The sequence below is a fragment of the Paenibacillus sp. FSL F4-0243 genome (genome assembly GCF_037963295.1).
Taxonomy (GTDB): Bacteria; Bacillota; Bacilli; order Paenibacillales; family Paenibacillaceae; genus Paenibacillus_AQ.
In genome coordinates this window covers 1,974,683-2,000,518 of record NZ_CP150151.1, presented here as the reverse complement: position 1 = coordinate 2,000,518, position 25,836 = coordinate 1,974,683, and the positions used below count along the sequence as shown (strand labels likewise).

Annotated in this window: 18 protein-coding genes; 1 reads left to right on the top strand and 17 read right to left on the bottom strand. The window is 44.0% G+C overall.

Annotated elements, in window-relative coordinates; translation table 11 throughout:
- Positions 1 to 120: 120 nt before the first annotated feature.
- The 17 genes from NSS87_RS08870 to NSS87_RS08790 all read right to left on the bottom strand — a co-directional run bounded on the left by NSS87_RS08870 (position 121) and on the right by NSS87_RS08790 (position 23,333).
- Complete coding sequence (locus NSS87_RS08870) at positions 121 to 822, bottom strand: ABC transporter permease (RefSeq protein WP_339246370.1); 702 nt, start codon at positions 820 to 822, stop codon at positions 121 to 123.
- Complete coding sequence (locus tag NSS87_RS08865; protein ID WP_042186309.1) at positions 806 to 1,726, bottom strand: ABC transporter ATP-binding protein; 921 nt, start codon at positions 1,724 to 1,726, stop codon at positions 806 to 808. Before NSS87_RS08865 ends, NSS87_RS08870 begins: the two co-directional genes overlap by 17 nt.
- Positions 1,727 to 1,843: 117 nt before the next feature.
- Positions 1,844 to 2,779: a sensor histidine kinase gene (locus NSS87_RS08860; protein WP_339246367.1), complete on the bottom strand. Its 936-nt coding sequence runs from the start codon at positions 2,777 to 2,779 to the stop codon at positions 1,844 to 1,846.
- Positions 2,779 to 3,492 carry a response regulator transcription factor gene (locus NSS87_RS08855; RefSeq protein WP_339246365.1) on the bottom strand — a complete coding sequence of 238 codons (714 nt, stop codon included), beginning with the start codon at positions 3,490 to 3,492 and terminating at the stop codon, positions 2,779 to 2,781. The genes NSS87_RS08860 and NSS87_RS08855 overlap by 1 nt, the downstream gene beginning before the upstream one ends.
- Positions 3,493 to 3,772: 280 nt before the next feature.
- Positions 3,773 to 4,606 (bottom strand): DUF4362 domain-containing protein, encoded by an 834-nt coding sequence (locus tag NSS87_RS08850; RefSeq protein ID WP_339246362.1) that lies wholly within the window; start codon positions 4,604 to 4,606, stop codon positions 3,773 to 3,775.
- Between the two features lie 247 nt (positions 4,607 to 4,853).
- Positions 4,854 to 5,615, bottom strand: a complete 762-nt coding sequence (locus NSS87_RS08845; protein ID WP_042186303.1) for a type II CAAX endopeptidase family protein — start codon at positions 5,613 to 5,615, stop codon at positions 4,854 to 4,856.
- Between the two features lie 179 nt (positions 5,616 to 5,794).
- A complete protein-coding gene (locus NSS87_RS08840; protein WP_339246359.1) occupies positions 5,795 to 6,736 on the bottom strand; it encodes an ROK family protein in 942 nt (313 codons plus the stop codon).
- Positions 6,733 to 8,550 (bottom strand): class I mannose-6-phosphate isomerase, encoded by a 1,818-nt coding sequence (locus tag NSS87_RS08835; protein ID WP_339246356.1) that lies wholly within the window; start codon positions 8,548 to 8,550, stop codon positions 6,733 to 6,735. The genes NSS87_RS08840 and NSS87_RS08835 overlap by 4 nt, the downstream gene beginning before the upstream one ends.
- A 53-nt stretch (positions 8,551 to 8,603) precedes the next feature.
- On the bottom strand, positions 8,604 to 9,926 hold the full coding sequence (locus tag NSS87_RS08830; protein ID WP_339246354.1) for a glycoside hydrolase family 125 protein: 1,323 nt from the start codon (positions 9,924 to 9,926) through the stop codon (positions 8,604 to 8,606).
- A gap of 24 nt (positions 9,927 to 9,950) precedes the next feature.
- Positions 9,951 to 12,257, bottom strand: a complete 2,307-nt coding sequence (locus NSS87_RS08825; protein ID WP_339246352.1) for a glycoside hydrolase family 3 N-terminal domain-containing protein — start codon at positions 12,255 to 12,257, stop codon at positions 9,951 to 9,953.
- 28 nt (positions 12,258 to 12,285) lie between these two features.
- Positions 12,286 to 14,730, bottom strand: a complete 2,445-nt coding sequence (locus NSS87_RS08820; RefSeq protein ID WP_339246349.1) for a glycoside hydrolase — start codon at positions 14,728 to 14,730, stop codon at positions 12,286 to 12,288.
- A gap of 53 nt (positions 14,731 to 14,783) precedes the next feature.
- Positions 14,784 to 15,776 carry a glycoside hydrolase family 130 protein gene (locus tag NSS87_RS08815; RefSeq protein WP_042186291.1) on the bottom strand — a complete coding sequence of 331 codons (993 nt, stop codon included), beginning with the start codon at positions 15,774 to 15,776 and terminating at the stop codon, positions 14,784 to 14,786.
- A gap of 174 nt (positions 15,777 to 15,950) precedes the next feature.
- Positions 15,951 to 16,994: a glycoside hydrolase family 18 protein gene (locus NSS87_RS08810; protein ID WP_339246346.1), complete on the bottom strand. Its 1,044-nt coding sequence runs from the start codon at positions 16,992 to 16,994 to the stop codon at positions 15,951 to 15,953.
- 4 nt (positions 16,995 to 16,998) lie between these two features.
- Entirely contained in the window at positions 16,999 to 19,566 is a 2,568-nt protein-coding gene (locus tag NSS87_RS08805) for a transglutaminase domain-containing protein (RefSeq protein WP_339246343.1), read from the bottom strand.
- A 6-nt stretch (positions 19,567 to 19,572) separates the two neighbouring features.
- Positions 19,573 to 20,601 (bottom strand): carbohydrate-binding family 9-like protein, encoded by a 1,029-nt coding sequence (locus NSS87_RS08800; RefSeq protein ID WP_339246340.1) that lies wholly within the window; start codon positions 20,599 to 20,601, stop codon positions 19,573 to 19,575.
- 29 nt (positions 20,602 to 20,630) lie between these two features.
- Entirely contained in the window at positions 20,631 to 21,917 is a 1,287-nt protein-coding gene (locus NSS87_RS08795) for an alpha-L-fucosidase (RefSeq protein ID WP_339246337.1), read from the bottom strand.
- Between the two features lie 27 nt (positions 21,918 to 21,944).
- The gene (locus NSS87_RS08790) at positions 21,945 to 23,333 is read right to left on the bottom strand and encodes an alpha-L-fucosidase (RefSeq protein WP_339246334.1); all 1,389 of its coding nucleotides are present in this window, start codon (positions 23,331 to 23,333) and stop codon (positions 21,945 to 21,947) included.
- A 213-nt stretch (positions 23,334 to 23,546) separates the two neighbouring features.
- Between NSS87_RS08790 and NSS87_RS08785 the strand changes: the two genes are divergently transcribed.
- Positions 23,547 to 25,808, top strand: a complete 2,262-nt coding sequence (locus NSS87_RS08785; protein ID WP_156113082.1) for a helix-turn-helix domain-containing protein — start codon at positions 23,547 to 23,549, stop codon at positions 25,806 to 25,808.
- The last annotated feature ends 28 nt before the right edge of the window (positions 25,809 to 25,836 follow it).

The window sequence follows — 25,836 nt, the reverse complement described above, 5'->3', positions numbered from 1 at the left end:
GACCATTATAGCAAATATACTTTAATCGGTCGCAGATAAACACTAAATCCCCCTTTAGAACCCGACCACGATGACTTACACATCGTACTGAGATTCTTAAGAGGGATTTCTATAAATATTTTAGGCTATATCTTTATGGTCAATATTGCGAATCGCCATATAGGCAATACCTGCTCCAATCAAGCCAAGCGAGATCGACACCGCCGCTAAATTACCTAAGCGTGCTTGATCAAATCCACCAGAAATTAGGGACGTAACTAACACCGCCGAGACGATGGTGGCAGGAACTGATTTTTTCTTCATTCCAAAGTACAAAGGAATCAGAGCAATACCCGCTGCGTAAAATGCGTTTGCGCCTAACTTGATCAGCTCTGAAGTGATTATAGGAAGGTTTAACTCACCCGGGATAAGCCCTACAAACGAATTAAATCCTATTAGCATAGCTCCAACTACAATGTCTGACACGATGATGGCAACAAATGTGAAGGCGAACACTATCAATATTTTCGCAGTCATTAGCTTTTTACGGGAGATAGGGTACATGAAGAGAAGAGTAATAGTGTTGTTCTTATACTCATCAATCACCAGCTTGCTAATAATAACGGAAGCGAAAATAATATAAGCAGCCTTAACAAAAACGAACACACCCTCAAACATATCTGCGTAAGAAGCGAACGACGGTTCATTCTCATTTCGATCAACGAATAAAACCATAATCATAAACCCAAGAATAGCGAGATTGACGATTGCTGCCCCTGTAAGAAGAGTCTTTAGCTTATTCTTCCGAATCTCCAAAGATATTAATTTAAGCAACGCCTTCACCCCCAATCAATTGTAAAAAATAATCTTCCAGCGTATGTTGTTTCTTGCTGATGCTCTCAATCTCCACGTCTGCTAGCACTAACGCCTTATTCAGATCACGTTGTGAGATACCACCGTCATAAATTCTTACTGTAATATGATCTAGTACTTTGAAGTTATTGAGGCCAAGCTTGTGCTCCAACACGTACACTGCTTTGTTAATCTCATTCGTAACCACTTCGATATATTCTGTATTTTGACCGCGAATGGAATCCATCGCCACCTCTTCTACCAGAGCACCCTGCCGGATCACACCGATAGTATCAGCAATTTGCTCGATCTCCCCCAGAATATGACTAGATACAAGTAACGTCATACCATATTCACGGCTAAGCATCCGGAACACTTCACGCATCTCTTTGATTCCCACAGGGTCTAGTCCATTAATCGGCTCATCCAGAATGAGCAGCTCCGGTTTCGTCATAAAGGCTCTGGCAATACCAAGGCGCTGCTTCATCCCAAGCGAAAATTGCTTCACCGGCTTTTTATCGATACCCGTAAGCTTTACCAGCTCCAGCGCTTCGCCAATCGCTTGCGGATCATAATAGCCCATATATTCTCCATGCAGGATCAGGTTTTCCTTGGCTGTGAGTTTATCATAGAACACTGGATATTCAATGATGCAGCCCATCCGTTTGAGCATTTCATACGAATGATTTGTCATTTTTTCATTAAAAAATTCAATCTCGCCACTCGTCGGCTTAACGAGGTTTGTGATCATTTTCATGACCGTTGTTTTGCCGGCACCGTTCGGTCCAAGAAAGCCATAAATTTCACCTTGTTTAATATTCATATTCACATTGCTAACGGCTTCTTTGCCTTGGTAGGTTTTCGTTAAATTTCTTGTTCGAAGTATTGTAGTCATTTCCGCGCTCCCCTTTGTTTTCGTCTCGTCTTCCTTAGTTCTTATTGTACACAGCAGAATTTTCTTTTTTATTACTCGATTCTTACAAAAATCTTAAGCTGTACACAATTTCATTCTTTAGAAGCTTAATCTACGAAAAGAAAGGGTAAATACTGTTCTCACAAACGGTTGACTAACCAGTGTAATGGTTCCATTCATCTGCTCCGTTAATCTTTTGGTGATGGTCAGACCCAGACCGCTCCCTTGATATGATCGATTTCTCGAATCCTCCAGTGTATAGAGCCGTTCGAATACTTTATCCTGGTGAACTTCACTAATGCCTTTTCCCCTGTCCCAAACATCTATGTATACTTTGCTCTTATCACTATAGAGTTTCAAGCCTAATACGCCTCCGGCATCGCCGTAAGCAATCGCATTCGATAACAAATTGGTCAATATCCGGTCAAGCGCCTCTTCGTTTCCCATGAAATAAAGCGGGTCATCAGGGATTTCTATCTCCACCTCACTGCCCTTGGCGCTAAGGATATCATAGAAAGAGAGAATATTACGTCTGCACACCTCGCCTGCCTCAACACGTGAAAGATTGATTTCCCGATCCCCTGATTCCAGCTTAGCCAAGTCAAAGAACTTGTTCATCAGATGGATCACTTCATTTGCTTTTTGGTGAATCGTATTCATTATACGTTCCCGTTCCTCGGCTGGCATATGTTCATCCTGAAGAATCGTCTCAATATAACCGAGTACTACCGTTAGCGGAGTCTTAAGATCGTGGGAAATGTTCGACAGCATATTACGCATGGACTTTTCCAGCTTCACGCGCTCAATGCTTCCTTTATGATTAATGTCGAGCAGCCGATTTAGATCAATCAGCACACTTTGCAGCTCCACATTACTACTGAATAACAGCAGTCTTTCGTGTGAACCTTCAGCCATGATGCTACTTAGCTTGTCATGAATATATTTCAGGTCTCTGGAAGCTTTACGCGAATGCTGATATTGCCATACAATGACGACGAGCAGGAGTACAATGACCACACTAAGCGCCATGCTCATTATAGCTGCTCTCCCAACTTATACCCGATCCCCCACAACGTCTTGATGAACTCTGGATGGGAGGGATCATCTTCTATTTTTTCGCGTAATCTTCTCATATGTACATTAATAACGTTCTCATCTCCGAAATAATCATCTGCCCATACGCTAGCATAAATCTGCGCTTTGGTGAAGACCCTGCCCGGATGTGTAACGAACAGCTTAAGAATATGAAATTCCTTAGACGTTAACTTCACTTCTCCCCCGTTCTTTAGCGCAGAGAAATTATCCAAATCCACAGTCAGGCCACCAATGGAAATCTTTTGCTTCGCAGGAATTGGAGCTTCCGGTTGGATGGTGGGGGTAGCATAACCCGCTCTTCGAATCGCAGCCTTCACTCTTGCAGCTAATTCGATCATTGAAAATGGCTTGGTAATATAATCATCTGCCCCAAAGCCAAGTCCAAGCGCTTTATCCACATCGCTGTCCTTGGCTGACATGATCAACACCGGAACTAGACTTGTCGCACGGATCGTCTGGAGAATATCAGTACCGCTGCGCTTGGGCAGCATGAGATCTAATAATACAAGATCAAAAGGATTACTAGTACGGAATGTCCTTTCCGCTACTTCACCATCAAACGCCGTTTCCACTTCATAGCCCTCTTTTACTAAATAGGACCTAACCATTTCACTAATTGCTTCGTCATCTTCAATTAACAATATTCGGTGCATGAATGCTGCCTCCAATGATCTGAGAATAAATATGAATGCTAGATATAGTTAAAGATCAGTCGCAACTGCGGTGAATGTTTGGACTTCCGGTCGCTGTTGTCCCCAGATTTCTTGATTATATACCGTGTTTCACGGTTGAAATCCGGTGAGCCTATTCTTCCGGAGCGAGCTTTCCTACGGAAAGCTTTCAGGCGAACGCTATCGCTCCTACAGTTCAAAATCCCCCTCCGTCACTCCGTTCCCTTTTCCAAAGTTTCAAAATTCAATTTATATAGTGTAATTATTCGTAATACCCCTTAACCTCAGGCAGTTGCTTATAAATGCTTCCGTCCTGCACGATCTTAATGATCGCTTGAGCTAGTTCAGTCATCTGACCATCATCCTCAGTATTCTGGCATTCTGTCCACTGATAATGACGCTCTCCACTATTAATCTGAACCGATAAATCGTAACTTACAGCAGGTTTTCGATTACACTCGGTAGATAACTCTTTTTCACCTAAGTAATTCGCTAGTACCATTTCTTTATAGATTTGTCCACGTTCCTGTTCAGAAAGCTCAAAATCACTAACCTCGACTACTTCCCCATTCTGGAGATCTTTGACCAACTTCTTCTCTATCGTATTAATTTCGTTCTTTTGGTTCACACCATACTTTAAAACCAACTCAAACTTATCTTGTTTCGTTACGTCAAAAGGAATCTGTAGCAGCTCGATCTTTGCTTGTTCGCCCTCGCAGCCCGTTAAGGTATACGACAGAAGTTTATCCGTTTCGTTTCTAACAAGGTTCTGACAAGTGTATGTGGTTACTTGGGGACTACCAAACGTATCTTCGGAATTATCATGCCGCATTTCAATCCCTTGGTCAGTATATTTCAAGTCATTAAAGATCGGATCACCCTCAATTGTGTAATGAACCACACGCTGTTTACCCGCTTTATTTTTGATAAAAGCATCCAGCTTCTTAAGATTCTTAACAATCATTCCATGGCTGTTTATCACATCTTCTTGTTCATTAATGGTAGTTGTGAATTTGTCTTCTCCATTGGATGGCTGGTTAAAGCAACCGGTTACTATAAGCGCTATAAAAATCAGAAGAATACCGCTCGATCTCATCGATCATAACCTCCTTAAACACTCCATAAGTAGAATCATTTGTTAAAGTATACCAATAATAACGGGGGCTGGGTATCCCTCCAGAGGGATATCTGATGATAGAGAGATTGATAGGAATTTAAACTAAATAGCAAAAAAAGCCGATTGGATATCCAATCAGCTGTGCTTCTGTACCTCAGAAATCTCCTCAATATCTATCGCACTATATGCTTAACCTCTTTGTGAGTCTACGGAAATTCTCCGGCTCTTAATGCAAGAAATGCATCAGGAACGGTGCTGCTACTGCGCCACCTAACATACTAGTCCCAAATATTGCCCAGTCATTTAAAATATGTGCAATGATCGACGTCCAGATATTCTTTGTTTTCATGTAAGCAAGCGTTAGAATAATTCGAGCGATTCCGATTCCCAGAATGGCCTGAGCAAAATTAAAATTGTACGTTTTTAAGTGTAGTGCACCAAAAATGAGCGCTGTTACGATTAATGCAATAAACACGGACGCCTTGCGTGACATTTTAAAGCCAATAAAGCAAAGCTGCATAATCGCCAGGAATGGCAAGATCGTTAACAATTCCTCGCCAATTAATTGAAATCCTGAGAAGAACAATGTCCAGAGCTTCTCACCTGTTGAAAGGGTATCCCCATGACCTAGCACCGCATTTACTGTTACAGCTCCCATCGATGAAAGCAGCGCAGCTACCCCCAACGTTACGATGAAATTAATAATAAAGAATAAAATCCCGTATAATACATGACTTACTTCAGGCTTTTTGAAGAGAATTCCCAACTTCCCTTTGGTTGCCCACACTAATGCGATTAACGGAAACAGCGTGAATAGAAAAGGAGCAATCTTGCTCTGCACTTCATTAGGCAGAAAAGGAATCTCTACTGTCATTGTTAAATAGCCTACAACGATACTTGCAAGGATCACTACCCATTTGCCAATAGGCATGAAATACGGCTGTCCATTATACAAAGGATAATCTACGGTTTGTTTTACTTTTGTCATGTTGCACGACCTTCCAACGCTTATTATTATACTGTGAATCCTATCACTGGAATATGAACTATAAATGAACCGACAAGTTCATTTATAATCCCTGATGAAATGCTCAATTTCTGGCCGAAGATGGAGCATAAAAATAACCAGTCACCGACATCGATCGGTAACTGGTTATCTTTGAATTATCAATTGAATCCTAAGGAATCGTCAAATAATCTCGATATTCCGATAAGCGTGTGTTCGAACACATTTTCTGAAGTAAATATACCAATAGATGAATCAGCCAATCCCTTCTGGAGGGCGGGGCTAAATAAATCGATGCTCTTGGCAATCTGTCCGCCAATAACGATGCGGTTTGGCTGATAGTCTATAACATAGGACTTTAGCATCCTAGCCAATCGTGCACCGAATTCTTCAAACACCTTGCAGCACAAGCTATTCCCGTTTCTTGCTTGTTCTGCGAGTTCCTTCACGTCCATTCCTTTTTCTAGAGCTCCCATCTGCTCAGCCAGGCGAAGAATTCCGCGACGTGAGAAGGCGTTATCTATGGTGCTCTCCAGGAAAGGTTTATCAAAAAGCCAACCGTCCTCGGGAACACCTGGTCCTTCGTTCAGAATCGATGCACGATCAATAAATGCGGAGCCTAACCCTGTCCCTAAAGTTAACGAAATATATCGTTCATTTGGAAATAACCTGCTTACGCCTAAGGCAAACAGCTTCGCATCATTCTCAAAGCGAATATCTGCCTGCAGCAGGTGCTTCGCCCATTCCTTATGTTGTAAGGTATTGAACCGGGTATATATTACTTCTCGTACATTCTTACCATACAATGCCTCATATTTACTAAGCCCCTGAATATAACAGATACCTTGCTGATAATCAAAGGGCCCAGGAAAGGCGAGACCGATATTCCAAGTACAGTTTGCCGATTTCCCTAGTGTAACGGTATAAAACTGATATTGATCTTCGAATATAGAAATAAATTGCTCTATAATCACTTCGGCATCTTGATCAGCAAGTGCAGGATGCTGCTTGCAGCTAGCCTGTTGCAATTCTCCATCCACGACTAAACCAGATTTAATAAAGGTTCCTCCCACGTCTAAAGCGATCACGACTTTAGGCTTCAAAGGAGACTCACATCCCATGCCTTGGATACGCCTGCTTTCACAAGCTTACATGGCTTGTTTCCGATATTTATAATTTTATAGGCACTGAACACGGCTGGAAGGATATATGATTCCGCGTATTGTAACTCCACATATATAGATTCATCTGCACAGGATACTATACGAACCTTTTCTCCCTCAACCAAGTTATACATTACCATTTCGTTATTTGTATGGTCCACCCATGTATCATGTAAGTGCACACGATGAACATAAAACAGTAGATCTTCACGCTGTCCAAGAACATACTCCTCGTTAATCCCCTGCTTTTGCAGCAAGCTTGGCTTAGGAATCAAATTGTCCTCTACCCATGCCGTTCTTTTATCGAAATCAATATTGTCAAAGGCATGATCAATATTAATAGGACGTGGCTTGCCATCCATTCCTTTACGAAGGAAATCGTAGATTTTGAACGTAAACCACCATGTCGTAGAGGATATTTCGAGTACTAAGTTGTTCTTTCCAGAGGCATGAACAGTCCCTGTAGGAATTAGGAATAAATCCCCCTTATTCGCTTCATATTGATTAACGAAGTCAGTGATTTGAATAGGTTCACCAGTTTCTTGTGCATGGTGTACCGCATTTAAGAATTCCTCCTTCGTACATTGTTCGGTCAGTCCCAAGAACACAGATGTATTCTCTAAATTCTCCATGATATAGTACGATTCTTGCTGTGCCATAAATTCATTAAATGTCTCACGAATATACTCCTGCTTCGGATGTACCTGGCACGACAAGCTATCTCCGTCGATGGTATCAAGGTAGTCGAAGCGAATCGGAAAATAATCACCAAACAGCCCGACAATACGATTCCCGAGAATGGCCGGATGCTCATAATGCATGACTATGAGGAAGGGGACCTCGATTATTTCGTCGTTGTATTTCAGCAAAATGGAGTTCTCCGGTGCAATCGGTTCAAAGCTCCATGCGCAGTTGGCCCACTCCTTCGGAAGCTCCGCGAATTTCTTCAAATATTGACCGCCCCATATCCCTGGCGCGAAGAACGGCTTCACACGCATAGGGGACTTGGCGATATCTGCAATCATCTGGCGTAGGGTGAAGACCGTCGTTAGCTTGGGACACTCGGGCTCATTCATATCCACGTAATAGTGGATCGAATCCAATACTTCTTTTCGGTAAGTTTCCAGTACTGGCCATTCCACAAATAGACAGATTTTATACTTCTCCACCACATCTCGGTTCCAACTAAAGCCGAAATTCAATAAATGTGCTTTATGTTCCAATTGCTGATACTCACGAGATACATCCAAGAAGTAGGTAATATCGTAGTTGCCGTTCCCGAGCCAATAGGCCCCTGGTCCAAACGTGATGATGAAGGTTGTTTGGTGGGCAGGTAATTGAATCTGTTTTTTGTAGTTGTCTATCTTGTCTTGTGCTTCTAGGACGAAATAATCTGCAATCGTAGCATCCGAAAAATAACCAAATGCACGATTATCTGTAATATTCGCTTCAAAGAACATACGAAGTTCTTCGCTTGTCTTCACAAAACTATTGGTACCGATGAGAACCGTCTTATGCCCTTCTTGCTCCAATACATCTATGATCCTTGCCAGGACGTGCTGATATTGGGCACCATGCGTTCCGTCAATAGCTACATTAATAATACTAGTGGAATTCATTGCAGCTTGTTGTAGAAGCGGGGACAGTATTGCTTCAAAACCTCGCTGGACTCCGGCTTTTGCATATGGCGTAACTGTATCTGGCTTCATTTGTTGAGTGTACCGAATAGGGTTAATAGGTCTTTTCTCGAACATAGTTGTCACTCCTATACAGTTAGTGAGCTCTATCCCGCTCATAGTGATATATTTTAGGGCAATATGCCTGATTCCAATGCCTTCCACACAAGCTGTGCGAACTGGCTGTTCGACCAAGCGAACCACTCACGTGTAAATTGGGTTGAATCATTGACATCAAATCCCTCATGCATAAATCCAGTACCAGCATCTGTCGACTCACAGATTTCAATCATCTCGAGCATTTCTTTAGGATCAACTGCGGTTAATCCCTGCATCGTATAGGCAAGATGCCATACGAATCCCGTGCTAGTATGTGGACTGCCAATGCCGCTCAGCTTCTCGCCTTTGAAGAAATAGGGATTATCCTCACTCAGGGCAAATTTGCGGGTATTCAAATATATTGGATCGTCTGGCGCACAGTAGCCTAGATAGGGTGCTGACATTAAGCTCGGAGTACCTGCATCGTCCATCAATAAATGGTTACCGAAACCATCCGTTTCGAACGCATACATCTTGCCGTATTTGGAATGGTCAATGATTCCATAGAGCTCAATTGCATGCCGGATTTCTTCTTCCATTGCCGACATTCGGGCTACGAGATTTGAATCTCTATATACATATTGAGCAATTTCCTGCAATTGGTGAAGCGTTACAGCGGCAAACATATTCGATGGAATATTGAAGTGAAAGTCACACGCATCGTCGCTGGGGCGGAAGCCTGACCAGATCAGTCCAACATTATTTACCGGCATCCCCAAACCGTTCTTACGTAATGTATCTATCATGATGCCGTTGTGACGTTGAAAGCGGTAGGTTGACTGCTCCTTGTGCTCCTGCTCAATCTGCCATACGTTCAACATCTTCAGTAGTGAAGTTCGGAAAACTTCATCAAAGATCCCGGTGCGTCCGGTTTCTTTCCAATATAGATATGCCAAGCGGAATGAGAAGCACATGGAATCCAGCTCAAATTTACGCTCCCATACCCAAGGCGAGCTGTCTGTCTCATCCGTTGCATTCCAATGCCAATCATTTGCAGACTCGTTAAAAGCATTCGCATAAGGATCGATTTGAATATAAAACATATGACGGCGTATTAAGCCTTCTAGAATCCGCCCAAGCTCAGCATCTTCCTTGGCAAAAGGAACATAATGAATAACCTGCTCAACAGAGTCACGCAGCCACATCGCCGGAATATCGCCAGTTAACACAAATGTTGTTCCGTCATCCAACAGCTTAGTAGTTGTTTCTAATGTATTTGGAAAACAATTCTGGAATAATTGACGCAGCTTCGGACGATGAGCCAGACGTTCACTAGCGTCCTTCATAACTTGCTGAACCGCCTGAGGCAGAGGGAACTTATTAATTTCAATAGTAGGTAAACGATGCTCTTTCATAATTTGGTAACCCTCCCGTGATTACTATCTCAAGTAACGAGGAACAACCTCTAAGCTTGTTGAAATGATATTGCCTACGTTCGATCCAATCATGATCTCAAATTTGCCAGGCTCAACCATCCACTGCAAATCAGAACCGACAAACTGCAGCTCCCGTGGAGTAATATGAAATTGAACGGTACGCATCTCACCAGGCTCAATATAAATCTTCTGAAATCCTTTTAATTCTCGTTCCGGGCGTGTAATTGTGCTAGTGCAATCTTTTATATATAGCTGAACAACCTCATGTCCAGCTACATCGCCAATATTCGTAACCTCCACGGATACAGTACAAGAATCATCCAGCTCTATTTGTGTCTGATCCAAGCGAATATGCTCGTATTGATAGCTTGTATAGCTTAGACCATAACCAAACACATATTGCGGATGAAAGTCCACCTCAAGATAGCGATGACCTCTGGAGCGTTTCTTATTGTAATAAATCGGTAATTGCCCTGGATGCTTTGGAATGGATAGTGTAAGCCGGCCGGATGGATTATAGTCTCCGAACAAAATATCAGCAATCGCATGCCCGCCCTGCTGTCCCGGGTACCAAGCCTCCAGAATGGCATCCGCATGCTCATCTACCCAAGGCTCGACAATGGGACGACCATTGATATAGACAACAATCAGTTTTTTATTCAAGCTGTGCAGCTCCTGCAGCAGATCAAGTTGCACACCGCATAAGTTCAGCTCTGCACGATCGAAGCCTTCTCCACATTCCATATCACTAAGACTAAATTGATCCGTAATGACGGCAGCCCCTGTCTTCAAATCAATCGTACCTTCACCGAAATCACGTGCACTTGATCCCCCGACAACTGCAATAATGGTATCCGCTGCTGACGCCACCTCCATTGCCTTCTCAAAGCCTGCTTTCGATGGATCTTTCACGCGGCAGCCCGGAGCATACAGCACTTCGCTGAGTCCTGCACATTTAGCGCGAACCCCGTCCAAAACGGTAATGATGTGATGACGCTCCTGTGGTGAAGTATAGTCACCCAATTGATTATAAATATTGTTGGCATTCGGCCCAATAACGGCAATCTTACCAAGTGACGGAGAAAGCGGCAGAGCCTCATCATGATTCTTCAAAAGAATGATGCCTTCACGTGCAGCTTGTCGCGCCATCTCTAAATGCAACTGTTGTCCAACGACACGCTGTGCTGTAGCCGGATCAACAAAGGGACGTTCAAACAATCCCAATTCAAACTTCGCACGCAGAATTCGTTCGACTGCGAGATCAATATCGGAAATGTCAATCAACTGCAGCTGTAATGCATTTATTAGATATCTGCCAAATGTTTCACCAGACATCTCCATATCCACACCAGCTTTAAGTGCAAGAGTCGCCGCCTCTTCTTCGGTCTCACAAATCTGGTGACCGTGTTTAAGCTGGCTGATCGCACCACAATCCGTAATGACGAAGCCATCAAAGCCCCATTGCTCACGAAGTACCTCTGTTAATAACTCCTTACTCGAAGTACACGGAACACCGTCAATTTCATTGTAAGCGGTCATAACAGATTTAGCCCCAGCTTCAATTGCCTTCTGGAATGGCAGCAAATCCTTCTCCATTAACTCGCGTTTTCCCATCCGTACGGTGTCCGCATTACGACCACCATCCGAGCTGCCATACGCGACGAAATGCTTTAATGTTGCCAGGATCGTATGGTCTGTATTTAATGAATCACCTTGTAAGCCCATTACCGCAGCTACTGCCATTTCACTATTTAAATATGGATCTTCCCCAAAGCATTCTTCTGTTCGCCCCCAGCGCGGATCACGTACAATATCTAGTACTGGGGAGTAGGTTGCTGCCCCTCCTTGAGCGCGAGTCTCTGCAGCCACTGCTTGACAGATCTGCCGGAATAATTCCCTATTCCATGTGCTTCCGATAGCAAGCGGTACGGGAAAGACGGTGTTGCCAATCGCCATATGACCATGAGAGCACTCCTCACCCAGCAGAATCGGAATACCCAGACGTGTATGCTCAATCGCATATTGCTGGATCAGATTCGTTACTTCTGCGCCTTCCAAAGGTGACAACCCAGTTTCCAATGATACCTCTGTCCAAGGATCTGCACGCAGCACACCATACAAAGAGCCCACGCCACCGCTTGCAATTGCTTCCTTAAATACTTCTGTCAATTGAATCTTGCCTTCTGATTTCTCATACGCCTTCCAGCCGAAGGGCTGGAGGAGCTGCCCGATCTTCTCCTCCAGCGTCATTTGAGCCAATAAATCTATAGCACGCTCATGAATCGGCAAAGATGAATCTTTATATCTCATAGCTTACAATTCCTCCCGTTCACATGAACTAGAATTGTCTCCACGCCAGGATTCCTGCATTCATCCCCCGACACATGTCGAACGATACTTCAGGGTTGTTAAACTTCTCACCCCATGTAATGTAATAGCGGAATTCATAGAAGCCGCCAAGCGTAGCTGCAAAGTTGGTTTCCCAATAGTTATTCATCACCCAGGCGTACAAGTGCGCAGGGTCCTGTTCTAGTCTTGCATCGCCATTAAGTAGACGATATTTATGCTCTAAAGCACCCACTTGAATCAACGGAGTGTCTGGCATCGCAATCACAATACCTTGCTCCTTTGAAATGTATGCAGCACCTTCGCCAACAGCCGTATAATCGGCCAAGCTGCCTGGTAATTGATCCTTGCGCAGACGAGTTAGGGCATCCATCTTATCTACCCACAGCTCCTGCGTAGAGGTTGTCAATGCGCCGCCAAACGGAAGTGAAATATACAAATTCTCAGGCTTCCATACACTTTCCTTATGCATCCGTACCGACACATCGACACGAGGACGATCCGCATACACGGTTAAGAATAAGGAATAATGCTCACAACCGGAGACTTCATAGGTCAATTGAATCATGCTATAAAGCTCTCCCTGTCCAACAATTTCTGCACTTGTCAACACACCTGTAGATACAATCGCATTCGGACCTTTCCGATTACGGCCCATAAGACGACGAACCTCCGTCATTTCGACCACCTTTGTGGCTGGCGTAACATCATATACCGGTGTGAATGCATGATGATTCCGGTCTGCACGTAGCAGCTCCTGTCCAGTCTCCTTATCCTTCCAAGAGGTGATTCCTTCACCCTTCTTCCATTCAATACGTACAAATGGTGTTTCAGCGTATGTGGATGTCACATGGAAGTCCTTTACTTCATGGGTAACATCCAAATCCAATACACGATCCGATGCCACATAATCGTTCATATATGCGGTTTTAATTGTTGGCTTAACCGCTACGATATGAAGCACTTTTTCTTCCTGAGGCTCCAGCATGACCGGAATGGTTACAATAACCCCGCGATGCGCAAGACGCAGTTGAGATGGGAGCACCTCACCTGTATTGAAATCATGCACCTCAAACCCTTCTTTAATCTGCTCGTAATACCAACCCTCAAGAATAAGATGAGCATGATCCTCCTGAACATAGCTGTAAGGATTGCAAATTTTGAACTTCATCGGCCGACCCGGTGCAAGCAGTGCATCTCCCTTGGCTTCAAGGATTTCGTACAATGCGCGATGTGCAGCGGTGCTCGCATTTGCTGCAAATGCCTCCTTACGCAAGCCCAACTCCTGAACAAACGGGTTCCAAGGCTCCGAAATGGAAGAATGATAGCCCCATGTGTGCTCAGCGAACATCGTTAATTGATATTCCATGTCCTTAATAGCTTCCGGGGAAATGATGTCATAATTAGGATCTAGTCTTCTTACCTTCTGGTACACCCGCTGCGCCTCACGGAATACTTGTACATGCTTTGGTGTCGAGCCAACCCCATCCGTCCACCAATCTGGCCAATCTCCTCGATAAACAGGAATATCTTCCGGGTGCTGTGCTGCATGGGCACGGACTTCTGCAAAGAAGTCATCTAGCGTTGCCATTTGAATTAAAATCCGGTCCCCATGCTTGGTGTTCCATTGTTGGATAAACTCTATTGCCGCCGCATTTGGCGGGTTATTATCCGTAGGCAAGCCTGAGAACATCGCCGGAAAGAAATCAAATGCATAGCCATCCTCTGTCAGACGATCGATATAACGCCCGATCCGTTGTTCAGCTATTTCAAAATCCGCGCCCTTACTCATATCGAATTCATCTTTAATCGTATATTTTCCACCCATGCCAGGTACAAGCCCCAGATCATTTCCGAACACATAATGCTCTCCGCTCCACGTCAACAGGCGATCCCCTGAAGGCATCTCCCACCAGAACGGCTGCTGCTTCTTCCAGCAAGGAAACATTCCATGATGCGTATGAATACAGGTGGACAGATTCTGGATCCCAGCATCCAGCAATACCTGACCATACCCCCAGCTGAAACCGTTAATATCTGCTGTCATTGCCGATGTTACAGGAATTTCAATGGACTGTCCGTAATCACACACCCGCGCAATCATCGATTGGAATAGCTCTTTACCAATTAATTCTGTCATATTTAGATAAGTCCCCGACAACCCGATAGCTCCCTGTCTCACGCCCTCAGCGAACTCTATCTTCTCTTGCTCTGTCGCCTGCTTCAGAAAGGTTTCAATCGGCCAAAATGTCTCACAGACCCACTTAAAGCCTTGCCATTCCGGACGACGTCCCGATTTGCTTTCACGTAAAATATGCAAGACCTGGCGAATGAAATTAACATGATACTGCTGAATTTTCTCTTGACGCTCTGTATATCCGATATCTGTATGAGAATGATGGATTGCGTATATTTTCCAAGGTCGTTTGCTGGACATCTCAATCTCTCCCTATAGTTATTTTAACTTGCTATGACACTTCGCTTACTCTACTAATTCTCGAGCGGATACTTATCCATATAGTCGAACAACTCATCCACAGTTGTGAAGGCAACGCCTGTTACGGTATCAGCACAGCCATAGTAAATTGCAATTCGGCCTGTATCGCCATCCGAAAGTGCTGCGCAAGGGAAGGTGACATTCGGCACATCTCCTACACACTCATACAATGTCTCTGGTCCGAGAATATAATTTCGTGAACGTGCTAACACCTTCCATGGCTCATTCAAATCTAATAAAGCAACACCCATCCGATATACGAACCCGTTACACGTATTTATTACGCCATGATAGATCAACAACCATCCGCGATCTGTTTCAATTGGAATCGGCCCTGGACCAATTTTCTTCGATTGCCATGCAGAAGCGTCCGAATTGATCGTACCCATCACGTAACGATGCTTTCCCCAATACGTCAGGTCAGGGCTCTCACTAAAAAAGATATCTCCAAATGGTGTATGCCCCGTATCACTTGGACGGCTTAACATCGCATATTTGCCATTTATTTTGCGCGGAAATAATACACCATTCCGGTTGTATGGCAGGAAAGCGTTTTCTAATTGGTGAAAGGTTTTGAAATCATACGTATATGCGAGACCAATTGTAGGACCATGGTATCCATTACACCAAGAAACATAATATTTATCCTCGATTTTGCAGACGCGTGGATCGTAACGATACTCCCGCTTTGTTACATATTCGTCGCCTTCAAATTGGATCGGATTCTCATTAATCTCCCATTGAAGCCCGTCCTGACTGAAGCCAGCGAATATGTCCATACTTACAGATCTGGAGTCACAACGGAATACCCCTGCATATCCCTCTTCAAAAGGAATAACCGCGGAATTAAAAATACTGTTCGAGTTTAACTGTGCATCTCGCTGAATAATCGGATTATGGGTATATCGCCACACTGGAGCGTTATAGCCACTGGGCTTATCCTGCCAAGGAATATTTGATAGTGCTTCACCAATAATTTTGCTCATTTCATAAACTCCTTCCATGTATACAATTGTGATCTGCAACTACGTTTTCAGTATGTCTAACCCTACTTGCACCCCTACTTTAAATCATAATAAAGCGCATTAAAAGGGAATTTATCCTGAATCTAACGTTTGTTGACTGAAGTATCATGTTTCTTAACTAATTGAACAGGTAGCTCACTTCACGCTCTCATATAAGCCTGCATACAGTGCATCAAGCAACGTGTGTGTCCTATCACAGCTATATTCCCAGAACATGGCACCCGCAAGTTTTTCACGTTTGACATACTCACATTTATGTGCGATCGAATCTACGTCATCATAGGAAATAAACGTGTCTCCATTAAATAAATATGGTGCTTTGGCCTCATCGTCCCAATGCCGTGTGTACCCATTCTGATTGATGTAATTAGCAAACAGCTCTGTATATTCTGGGCCATAGCCACCCGTTGTGCCCGCCATTTGTAGAAATCCATGGTTCTTATCCGGCACCTGCTTCCACATTCGGGAATAGAACGCCACGCCAATGACGATTTTCTCTCGGGGAACGCCTGCCTGAATGAACATATTCACCGATGCCTCTGTACTGATACGATACAAATCTCCTGTCGTATGAAATAAATTCGTATGATGTCCCGTTAGAATCTGGAAACCGCCACGCATATCGTAGGTCATCAGCTGTATAAAATCCAAATATTTCTGTACTTGATCCATCTCGGTGCCATCAATGTAATACTGATCAGCACCTGCCGCAATTGTAAGCAGGTAATGCCTGCTATCCGCTGTACCTTTCACATCCAGTGCATCTCGAATCGCCTTTAATAGCAGTGTGAAATTGCATTTATCATCCGGCGACGATTTAATATCCGCTTCACTGTAACAAGGATATTCCCAATCCAAATCGATTCCATCGAACGGGAAATCCGTTACCACTTGCACAGCCGACGCTGCAAATTTCTGACGTCCTTCTTCGGTAGAGGCAGCCTCAGAGAAGCCCCCATTCCCCCATCCGCCTACGGAGAGCATCAGCGTCAGATTCGGATACATCGCTTTCATCTCTTGTAGCTGGTTCGTGCATTTCAAATGTGCTGTTGTAATTTGATCATCTTTCACATAACCAAATGCAACGTTGAGATGCGTTAACTTCATCAAGTGGTCACCCGATAACTCAGATAGTTTGGAATCACTCACGTAGCCTGCTACAATCATCTGTTGATCCATCCTTTCACAACCTTCTTAAGATTTGAATCGCTTCCTTGCTCGCTGCAATCTTATATCCTGATGACATGTAACGAATCTGATCTTCACGGTCCACAATGATAAGATGCGGGAAGCCCGCTTCACTCGCTTGGGACGATGCAAATAATTCGGGCAATAGATTATTCGTTGAATCACGTACAAACACTGCATTTGCAGGAAGATCTGGATAGTCCTCGGGATGAAACGAAGCTGCACATTGCTTGTCACCAATAATAAGAATGATGGGAGCACCTTGCGCATTGAACTCATACTTCAACTCAGCGAGTTCACGAAGTAAATGCTTTGAAGGCTCTCGTTCCGGCTCCAGCCAAGCGACATAGGCGCCCTTTCCACCAATAATATCTGCGAAAGTCTGTTCTACTCCTACCCATGAGGTCAGCTGCTTGAGTCGTTCCACCTTGCCGTACACTGGAATTTCCAATGTAGATTGACGATATTTCATGACCAGCTTCGTCTCTTCCCCTTCTGCAATATGGAAATAAGTGAACTTTATAAGCACGATGCCATCCTTTAATCGTACGCCTGTCGTCAGACGGTATGCTCCCTGCTCAACCTCAAGTGGTGTATCATATAGGTCATTTGCGCCATGCGGGTAACATAAGGTTTTATAAAAACCGTTCTCCAGCCGAGCTAATGTGAAATTCTCATAGTATGAAGCCGTTGGTTGGACTGTCCCTGCACCCTGATCACGATGAAGTATGAGCGTGCCGTTCGCTAATTCTATCCCGCCTCCAACAACGCCTTTGGTAAATTGAGCATCCACGAAAATATTATCCACTATAAATTGCGGTTTGGATTCAATGGGATGAATTCGCGCTGGGATTCCTAAACTACGACAAATGGATACGAACATGATATCTAGGGAACTGCGATCGCCTACGCGCAATTCAAAGGTACCCACTGCCGTTCCCTTCCCTTTCAGATTCGGAAGGTCTGTCCATATATCCCACGTTTCATCTATGAATTGCACCAGCTTCGTTGGGTCCTTACGGAACAATGCCACTTCATCCGAAGTGAAAGCTTGTTGGAAAAATGTACGATACGGTGTAATCATCTCGTAGTGAACACGAGGACGCAAAATGTAGGGCACGAACACTTCCTCTGTGAGCTCACCACGTACAGCAAGCGCACCAGCCACATGATCTGTAAGGGTAGGAATAAATGTGTCAATTAAATCCTTTTCATTAATACATTCCAATAACCGTAAAGCCCATTCTCCATACGCGGATGTGGCTGCCTCCAGAAATGCGGCTATCTCTACACTGTTACCACGTGCCTTCTGAAGCACTGTCCATACACGATCTTCCGGGAGACCCAGTGTTTCCCCGAGCTTCCTCGCTGCTTCTTCTGTCACAAAAGTCGCTTCATATTTCGCACGGATTGAGATCCCTTCCTCCAAACGTTCATTATGTCGCTGGATACGAATTTCAGACAGTTCCTCTATTACCTCACCTTCACACGCTGGAGGTGGAACCATTTCATAATCGGCCATCGTTCCTGCAGCAGGCTGATTTTCTTGATTCAGTACAAGCTCAACGCATTCACTGTCCGCCACTGAAATTTTCACTTCCCCCCAAGTACCACCCTTTGCCGCACGAATCATGAGGTCACCGAGACCTGTTTTGAAAGTTGCTTCTCCTTGAGCATTGGTAGGAAGGATGGCAATCGGGAAAAATTCCGCCATGTTATACACTTGGAACTGTACTTCTGCATCCTGCACAGACTGTCCGAATTCATCTTTCACATGAATCGTAATTGTCCGCGTGGATGCGTAATTTTCCAACACATTAATTTCAGTGAACCACTCATCTGCAAGCGTAATATCTTCTGGACCTTGATAATTAGCGAGAATACGCGTGTTAATTAACATTGCTCTACGCGCTGGAGGTCCAAACCATCCTTGATTAGGACGGGCTTCCGGCTCACAAGCCCCAATAAAATACCATTCACCGTCTGCCCATGCCTCCACCCATGCGTGGTTATCATCACAATGCGCCCAACGTGGCGTATACACTTGACGTGCAGGTATACCTATACTGCGAAGGGCTGCCACAGCTAGTGTGGATTCTTCACCGCAACGACCGCGTGCATTTCGAATCATCGATAATGGTGAAATCGTCCGCAAATCACTTCCAATATACGTTGCCACCTCATGACACCAGTAATTTGTCTCCAGAATGGCTTCCGTCATGGACAACTTACTAGTTCGCTCTGCTAATTGTTCATGAAGAATTTGGCGGTGTTCTTCAATGTTTTCGGTATTAACACGGTAGGGCAGTACGAAATGTAAAAATATATGATCCGGGACTTGCCATGGCATATTTCGGCGAATCTTTAGTGTCGTTCTCACATGATTCAAGAAAAGCTCACCATTGTAATCCGCCAAATCATTCACTGGCATATACGCATAGAGATACTTAAGTGCAATTATTTCTTCTTCTGTCAAGTCCTGTTCAAAGATTTGAAATAACTGCGTTGCACGTGCCTTGGCCAAACTCTTTTTCTCCTGAAACTTACGTTCAATCTGTTCCATATCTGATTACTCCTTCCAGAGAAACCCGTCCTCGCGAATGTAAAGACGGGACGTCTCATCTGATGTTGATGCAGATATAATAAAAGTTTTAGTCGTCGTTTCAATGTTTGGTTCTATGGTCCATGTATCTTCTTCACACAATGCATTAAAATCGGCTGTGAACATGCCATGTGTTTCGTAATAGTTCCGCTCACGATAATAGAGCTTCCGTAATTCCCATTTGATATGTTCATCCCGAGGGATGTCGAAGTGATATGGACCCGCTTCATTCACGAATACAACATAGCCCCACAGTTCTGGATAATGCATATTTATGACTCCTTGTGGTGACCACACCCAATTATCCTCAGGATAAGGTTTCCCTGTGTCGGGGTTGAGAAGCTTACGATACTTGCCATCGACAACCTCAGTCCGCCATTCAACACGTGAAAAATTAACACGCCAAAATTCCCCAGCGTAAGGTGATCGTCGATCCGTGGCACATTCTTTTAAACTATTCCATGGTATTGCAATTTCAACCGTCCATTTCCGATTGTCAGCGTGCGGGTTATTTAACTCACCTTCGATATGAACAGCCGTCTTCAAGTCTTGGATATCCCAACCGTTAATTGGAGGACCTCCGTCACGATAAGGTTTCACAAGGAGTAAGTCCCATACCGTGTTCAAGGCGTTAATCTCAAACTCGTAATATTGATGGGAATCTCCTGTTGGATCTATAAAAATCTCAAAATCATTATCGTAAAAAATAACGGAATCACGTTCTGTCAGCGTTCCCCAGATCTGATCTTCCATCAGCTCTGCACCAAAGTAAAAATACTCATCATCCCATAGCATTTTTACCCTCGTATCCTTTCCTGGCATCGGACGCAAATCCCCTTCAATATCAACAAACTTTTCTGTCCATGCTGCATGCTGCCAAAAGGGCTTATCTGGCTTCCCATCCAAGACAAGCGACTCCGTCGCTCGTCTACACAGATAATGCTTGGGGGCGTATGAAACAATGTGTGGCTCTGGTACTCCACTTTGATTTACCATACGAATGCTCCTTTATCCGTTAATGTACTTTAGTTGTGCGTTACAACTGCGCCTGAACCGCCGTACATCTCAATTTCTTCATCGAATTCCAATTTAAGTACTGTCACTTGTTCATGCATATCTTCAGGTGTTATCTGAATCCAAGTTGTACCTGGTATGTGGAACCAGGGCACACCACCGTGAATTTCATGGTTGAGCTCCTTGCCTGAGTGAAGCACCGTAATCTTGGTAATGGGATTACACAGCCCTTTGAGGCAAATGTTCTCCTTCGGCGTATCGTAAACGAAGAGATACAAGTTCTTCTTATCGGGAGACAATGTACTACCACCCAGATAGTAGCGTGTCATAATACCCTCTTGTGTTCCATAGATGGCTTCTTCATGTGTACGTATCCAATCACCTAATCCGAGCAAGATCGCTTCCTGCCTAGGATCAATCGTTCCATCCTCCATGGGCCCAATATCTAACAGCATATTGCCGCCCATGCTGATACAGTCACAGAACATTCGGATCATTTGATTCAATGATTTATAATTGTGGTCTGTATGCACATAACCCCATGACGTATTTATCGTCGTACAGAATTCCCACGGACCTTCCGGACGCGTAATGGGAAGACCTTGCTCAGGAGTCTTATAATCCCCATACCCTTGCAAACGTGAGTTTATAATAAGATCAGGATTAAATGATTTTAAATAATCTTTGAATGCTGGCAATCCCCACTGCTCTGCGCTTCGTTCCCAATCTCCATCGAACCATAACAGATCAACCTGACCATAATCCGTTAACACTTCTCCTAGTTGATTACGGTTAAATGCCAGAAATCTCTCCCATCGCTCTGGATCTTGGACACCATCCATCGGACTTGAATAACGATTTATCTGTCTCAAGTCATCTGGTACGACACCATTCTCATAGACTGAAGGATAATCAGGATGAGACCAGTCAATGAGGGAGTAATACATCCCTACGCGAAGACCCTGATCTCGAATCGCCTCAGACCACTCCTTAATAATATCTCTCTTGGCAGGTGTCGCCTTCATAACGCTCAAATCACTGAATTTCGTATCAAATAATGCAACTCCGTCATGATGTTTCGTTGTAAGAACAGAATACTTAGCTCCTGACTTCGCAATCAGATCTGCCCAATACTTCGCATCAAATTTAGAGGCCGTAAAACCATTCAATTGCTTCATATAGTCCTCATAAGACATTCTCCCGTTATAGAAAGACCATGATTCTGCAACTCCTTGTACCGCATAAATTCCATAGTGAATGAAAATTCCTAGCTTTGCATCAGTGAACCATTGTTGCATCTGCTCTTCCTCCCATAGTTCAACTCGTTATTTTATGCGAAATACATGTGCAATTGGGGCAATTCCCGTAAGCTCGCTCTCTGGTAAATGAACGATCAATCCAGTTGTTGTTCGTTCGAATGTTAGATTCTCTTGTCCGCCAACAAGATCTATTTGCGTCACAGCCTGCTCGAGTGAAATACAAATCTCACTGATCACGAGTTCCTGCTCTTTTGAGTACAGATGGATAGCATAGATGACATCGCCTTTTTTCGTGAAATGTGTATTTCCAACGGAGTATGGCGCACATATGCGTGTTCCATAAATCGCCTCACCATGGACTTTGAGCCAACTGCCCATTACTTTCATCCGATCCATCGCTGTTGGTGACAAGCGGCCGTCTGGTTGTGGTGCGACATTAAGTGCCAGGTTACCACCTTTGGCTACAACTTCAACGAGCAAATGAATTAATTGACGTGTCGTCTTGTAATGATCCTCATACCGATAAGAGAACGCAGTCCCCATCGTAATACAGCTTTCCCATGGGATATGCAGGGGACGCGCGGGCAACGTTTGCTCTGGTGTAACGACATTCTCATAAGGTCCGCCAACGGTACGGTCTGCACTTAGTAGCCATGGCTGATGCTGACGTGCCTTCTCCACCACTTCACCCAACCGAATATCCTGTGGATTATTCTTATTCTGTGGACACACCCACCCCGCATCCAACCAGAGCATTTCAATCCGTCCATATTTCGTCATCAATTCCATGATCTGATCATGTGTGTACTGTACGAATTGCTCCCATAGCCAAGGATAATCTTGTGTTGGATACGAAGGACCTCGATTCATGAACGTCCCCGTCTCCATACCTGGAGCCCAGTATGTTGGTGTGTGCCAATCCGCTTTGGAGAAGTAGGCAGAGATCCCAAGTCCCTTGGCCCGAAAAGCATCAAATACGTTCTTACAAATATCCGCGTACTTATGTGCATGGAAAGGACAATCCTTACCCGTGATGCGATAATCTGTTGTCTGCGTATCCCACATACAGAAGCCATCGTGATGCTTCGTTGTGAAATTTAAATATTTGAAGCCACCTTCTGCAGCAACCTCTGCCCACTTCTCAGGCTCAAAACGGAGCGGATTAAAGGTTTTATTCAGCCCGAAGTATTGCCGCTTCAGCTCCGTCGAATCAACCCCCCAATCAATATCGTCCCGTGACCAATCTCCATCTTTATCACTAAGCGCCCACGATTCAACAAGTCCAAGCTGCGAATAAGGTCCCCAGTGCATCATCAAGCCCAGCTTCTGATCCTTGAACCATTCCAGCTGATCTAATAGCTGCGAATCCTCCGGCTTAACGTAATCCTCCTCTGTGCTGTAATTATGAACTCCTTCAACAACAATTTGCTCCTCGACAACATTAGCGTCATTCATTTGCACGACCTCCATGCAGCTCTTCTGAGGCTGCGATTCTATTGATTTAGTATGATATATTTTCAAAAAACATTTGACATAAAAATAAATATCCGCTATAAACATCCTATTATTGAATATAAATAAGTATTCAAGCGCCGATCTATATCATGCTGTATTCATAGCTTGATAGGAACATCTCCATGTATGCTCCACAAAAAGGGGGAAAACAATTTGAACTATAACTATTTCAAATCGAAATTGTTTCTGAAATTCACCGGTTCGTATCTACTTATCCTTCTTATTCCGCTTATATTTGTAATCGTTTTCATTTACCGAAATGCTACCGATAATTTACAAAAGGAGATTGAAAATGCTCACTTTAATCAGCTCACCCAAATTAAAACGGTGGTGGATGGACGCATGAATGATTTAAGAGATATGGCGTCACGGATGTCATACGACGCTCGTCTCGCTCATTATCGCATACTGGATCCTTATGAAAGTCGTGACGCCATAGCGGCACTAGATAGCTACAAATCTTCCAATTCCATTGTGGAGGATATATTTCTGTACTATCATCATGACCCTAATATTTATTCCAACCATGGCATGTATAGCCTGGATGTATTTCGTAGCTCCTATCAGTTTGGAAGCTGGAAGAATGATGAACTTGTGACTGCTTTAAACTCGTCCAAATTTCCATCCATTCGACTTACGAACATGCTGAATCAAAATTCACCACTCGAGCAATCTGTATTAACCTATATCCTGCCGATCATTCCCAACACCTCAGATCCATATGCTTCTGTCATGTACCTCATTAAAGAGAAAGAGTTGGCATATCTGATCGATTCCGTTCTCGGTAACTATCGAGGATTAACGTATATTTTTGATAATCATGGACGTGTTTTATCCTATAGTGGCCATGGAGATACAGCTAGCCAACAGGATATCCAACGGTTATCAGAGCTTCCACCCGGCATACATAATCTATCGATGAACAACGAAGATCATTCGGTTATTTCCGTCACATCGGATGTCAATGGCTGGTCATATGTGACTTTAATGGCGAGTAATCAGTTTTTCAGTAGCGTACTTAATGTTCGGAGCTTCATCATTATTTTATTCATTGTGATCGCCATTGTAGGAACGGCCATCGCTCTATTATTCGCTCGGATGCAATATCTTCCGATTGCTGAGCTCGTTCGCTTCACGAACAAAAAAACAGATACACCGGCCTCTGGAAATGAGCTCGAGTATATACGAACAACATTACAGCAGTATAGCTCCAAGGTTGATCTCCAAGAGCCCTATGCACGCAACCATGTTCTGTCCATGCTATTAAAGCATGGACATGCACAAATGATGACGCATGGAATATTCGATACCTTTCATCTGCACTTCGACCAAAGTCATCATTTTGTCATGATGATGGGCTGGGATGAATTAGAACAGCAGCATCTTCATGCGCGACAAGAAGTACATCGCAAGCTTGCGTTTATTGAATTTCCAGCGCTTGCTACACAAGTATACGGTGTAGAGCTCCCGCAATTGGATCAGCTCGCACTCATTGTGAGCTTACAGCTCGAAGATGATGAGGCACTCGCTGCACAAATCGTTCACATCGTGGATGCGATCCGTGAATATACGTTAGGCATAATGGATATCCACCCGATGATCGGTGTAGGCAAATGTTATGAGAGCCCTCAGCAGCTTAATCAATCCTTTGTTGAGGCTTGCTCCGCCTTCGAATTGCGTAAATCGACCGAGCATGGAACCACCGTGTATTTTGAAAAGCTATCCAGTGCCCATGATCAAACGGTGTTACTCCCTAGTAACGAGCTATTAAAGCTTGCACAAAGCTTGAAGCAGGGCAACTACGAAGTCGCCAAACAAATTATTCACACAGCCATCCATGGCCTTGATAATAAACAACGATCTACCCTGCTGATGCGATGCGTATTGTTCGACCTGCTGAATACCATGCTCAAAACTGCAGTTGAGCTAAAGATGGATAACATGATGCAGTCTGCTTCTCCCCATTTCATGAATGGTCCCGTCCATCTTATAGAGCAGAATTTCTACCGTTTAGCCACTCAGATTTGTACACAGGTAGAGCAGACGCATAAAAAAGAAGAACATTCACTCATGGATCATATCGTTGCTTTTATCGACCAGCACTATGTTGATCATTCACTTAGCCTTGAATCTGTTTCTGCTGCGTTTACGATTTCACCTTCCCATCTCAGTCGTTCATTCAAGGATAAGGTCGGCATCAACTTCGTCCAATATATTTGGCAAAAACGATTAGATAAGGTCAAGGAACAGCTCGTAATAACAAGTGATCCGTTAAAAGATATTATCCAGCGCGTCGGCTACCTCGACACACCAAACTTTATTCGAAAATTCAAAAAGGAAACCGGTTATACCCCGGGCCAGTATCGACAGATGAATAGTAATCATCCCAATACTGAGCCTAACGATACCGTATAATCCTTCCTCGCTTAGGGTTCATCATAAC